3 protein-coding genes and 1 pseudogene are annotated in these 3,186 nt (G+C 72.6%); 3 read left to right on the forward strand and 1 reads right to left on the reverse strand.

The features are described 5' to 3' along the window. Positions 1-795, reverse strand: a 795-nt coding sequence (locus ABTZ89_RS37405) for a DUF4231 domain-containing protein (RefSeq protein ID WP_351053942.1), incomplete at its 3' end; no start/stop codon positions are given. 154 nt (positions 796-949) lie between these two features. On the opposite strand from ABTZ89_RS37405, the gene def reads away from it, so the two are divergent. The 3 genes and pseudogenes from def to ABTZ89_RS37420 all read left to right on the forward strand — a co-directional run. Continuing rightward, entirely contained in the window at positions 950-1,495 is a 546-nt protein-coding gene (gene def, locus ABTZ89_RS37410; protein ID WP_270954553.1) for a peptide deformylase, read from the forward strand. Next, positions 1,495-2,421 (forward strand): methionyl-tRNA formyltransferase, encoded by a 927-nt coding sequence (fmt, locus tag ABTZ89_RS37415; protein WP_270954552.1) that lies wholly within the window; start codon positions 1,495-1,497, stop codon positions 2,419-2,421. The genes def and fmt overlap by 1 nt, the downstream gene beginning before the upstream one ends. After that, positions 2,418-3,092 (forward strand): annotated as a pseudogene (locus ABTZ89_RS37420) (transcription antitermination factor NusB); the annotation flags it as partial. The gene fmt and the pseudogene ABTZ89_RS37420, both read left to right, overlap by 4 nt. Positions 3,093-3,186: the final 94 nt, after the last annotated feature.

Here is a 3,186-nt window from a genome sequence, read left to right on the forward strand (position 1 = left end):
GTCCCGGATCGCGCCCAGTTCGCGGGTGACCCGGTGGTAGGTCGCGGCCTTCGCCGCGTGCCGGCGGGTCGCGGCCCACGCCGCAAGCGCGGCGACCAAGGCCGCCGCCACTGCTGCCGCGGTGGCTACGGCCTTGGTCAGCCCGGTGATGCCCAGCGCCTCGCTCAGCGCTCCGGCCACGCCCACTACCTCCGCTACCAGCATCGCGGTGCGGAAGGACCGGGCTCGCCGCTGGTGGTGCAGCGCGCGGGTCTGGTACCAGTCCTGCTGGTCGAGCATCCGGCCGATCAGGTACGCCTCCTTGCGCTCGGCCAGCGACGCGGCGCGCAGAGCCCGCATCCGCGCGGTGATCGTCTCGGCGGTGTGCTGCGACAGCGGGACGTCGGGGAGTTCCTGCTGCAGGGCGCGCAGGCGTTCGGCGAACCGCTCGTCGGCCCGCGCGGAGCCGGCCGGGAACGGTGCCGCGCCCACGGCGTAGCGCCAGGACAGCGTCTTGACCGACGTCGCGAGGGTGCGGCTCTCCGCCCACAGCCGGTCCGGGCGGGTGCTGATCACGGCCAGCTCCACCACCAGCGCTCCGACGAACGCCAGCGCGGCGCCCACCGCGAACAGGTCGGTGCCGTCGACGGGCAAGGTCATCGCGGCGAACGCGGCCGCGGCGACGACCAGCACCAACCGCGATCGCGCGGCCCGGATGCAGACGTGCTGCTGGCGGGCTGCGGCGGCGTCCGCCGCCTGGAACAGACCGGGGTAGTCGTCGGGGGTCAGCGCTGGCAGCTGTTCGGTGCTCGACATGGCCACTCCGTGACTCGGGGCCCCCAGTGAATCGCGTCCGCCGGGTGATCCGAATCGGCCGATTCGGCACAACTGCCACCACGCGGCTCAGCGCGGCCGACGACTAGACTCGTCGGGTCGCCAACCACCACCGCCGAACTCCCAGGGGGCCCATGTGACCGTCCAGCCGATCAGACTCTTCGGCGACCCAGTGCTGCGCACCAGGGCCGACGAGGTGGTCGACTTCGACAAGGAGCTGCGCACCCTCGTGCAGGACCTGTGGGACACCATGGAGTCGCAGGGCGGTGCCGGGCTGGCGGCGCCGCAGCTGGGCGTCGGCCTACGGGTGTTCACCTACCACTGCGACGGCTTCGCGGGGCACTTGGTCAACCCGACCTGGACGGCTGTCGGTGGCGACGAGCAGTTCGGCCCGGAGGGGTGCCTGTCCATCCCGGAGATGTTCTGGGAGTGCGTGCGCGCCAAGCACGTGGTGGCGCGCGGCTGGAACATGCACGGCGAGCCGGTCGAGGTGGAGGGCACCGATCTGCTGGCGCGCTGCATCCAGCACGAGTCCGACCACCTGGACGGCGTGCTGTTCGTCGACCGGCTCGACGAGCAGACCCGCAAGGAGGCGCTGCGCGAGATCCGCCGCGCGGAGTGGTTCAACGGCGACGTCCCGGTGATCAAGGAAAGCCCGCACCCCCTGTTCGGAGGCCGCTGATGCGAGTGGTCTTCGCCGGAACCCCCGCGCCCGCCGTCCCGGCGCTGCGCGCCCTGCTGGAATCCGATCGGCACGAGGTCGTCGCCGTGGTCACCCGCCCGGACGCGCCCGCCGGGCGCGGTCGCAAGCTGGTGCGCTCGCCCGTCGGCGCGCTCGCCGACGAGCACGGCATCGAGGTGCTCACGCCCGCTCGTGCTTCGGAACCGGACTTCCTGGCGCGGCTGCGGGAACTCGAACCCGACTGCTGCCCGGTGGTGGCCTACGGCGCGCTGCTGAAGGAGGAGGCGCTGGCCATCCCGAAGTTCGGGTGGATCAACCTGCACTTCTCGCTGCTGCCCGCGTGGCGCGGCGCCGCTCCGGTGCAGGCCGCGATCCGGCACGGCGACGAGATCACCGGGGCCAGCACCTTCCGCATCGTCCGGGAGCTGGACGCCGGACCGGTCTTCGGCGTGGTGACCGAGCAGGTGCGCCCCACCGACACCTCCGGTGAACTGCTGGACCGGTTGGCGGTGTCCGGTGCCGGACTGCTGGCGGCGACCCTCGACGGCGTCGAGGACGGCACGCTGCGGGCGGAGGAGCAGCCCGCCGACGGCCAGAGCTACGCGCCGAAGGTCACCGTCGAGGACGCGAAGGTGGACTTCACCGCGCCCGCGACCGCGGTGGACCGCCTGGTCCGGGCGGTCACGCCCGACCCAGGGGCCTGGGCGCTGCTGGGCGACGAGCGGTTCAAGCTCGGCCCGGTGTCCATCGTGGACGATCAAGAACTGCCGCCGGGCGAGATCCGGGTGGAGAAGCGCCGCGTGCTGGTCGGCACCGGGACCTCGGCGGTCGCGCTGGGCGAGGTGCAGGCGGCGGGCAAGAAGCGGATGGCGGCCACCGACTGGGCCCGCGGAACACGCATCGAGCAAGGAGAACGGCTCAAGTGAACGAACGCCGCCGTCGGCCGAACCGGCCGGGCCAGGCCCGCCCACCGCGACGCAAGTCCGGCCCGCCGCGACCGGTGGAGGTCGACCCGGTGCGCCTGGTCGCGGTCGAAACGCTGCGCGCGGTCCGGGAACGCGACGCCTACGCCAACCTCGCGCTGCCGCCGCTGCTCAAGCAGCGCCGGATCACCGGCCGCGACGCCGCGCTGGCCACCGAGCTGACCTACGGGGCGTGCCGGGCGCAGGGCCTGCTGGACGCCGTGATCGACGACTGCAGCAACCGGCCGCTGTCCGAAATGGACCCGAAGCTGCTCGACGCGCTGCGCATCGGCGTCTACCAGCTGCTGCGCACCCGCATCCCGGCGCACGCCGCCGTTGCGTCCACTGTGGACATCGTGCGGTACGAATCCGGTTCGAAGCTGGCCGGTTTCGCCAACGCGGTGCTGCGCAGCGTCACCGAGCTGGACGAGCAGGGCTGGGTCGACAAGCTGGCCCCGGCGCGCTCCGAAGACCCGGTCGGCCACCTCGCGATGCGCTACGCGCACCCGAAGTGGATCGCGCAGGCCTTCGCCGACGCGCTCGGCATCGACGAGCTGGAAGCGGCGCTGGCCGCCGACGACGCCCGGCCGGCGGTGCACCTCACCGCCCGCCCGGGCGAGATCAGCGCCGACGACGACCTAAGGATTAGAAGTCCTTTGCTCTATCCAGCTGAGCTATGGGGGCTCGCGCAACTCCGCTGAGCTGCAAGCATGCAGGGTAGCGGCACGT

Source organism: Saccharopolyspora sp. NPDC002686 (assembly GCF_040295745.1).
Taxonomy (GTDB): Bacteria; Actinomycetota; Actinomycetes; order Mycobacteriales; family Pseudonocardiaceae; genus Saccharopolyspora; species Saccharopolyspora oryzae.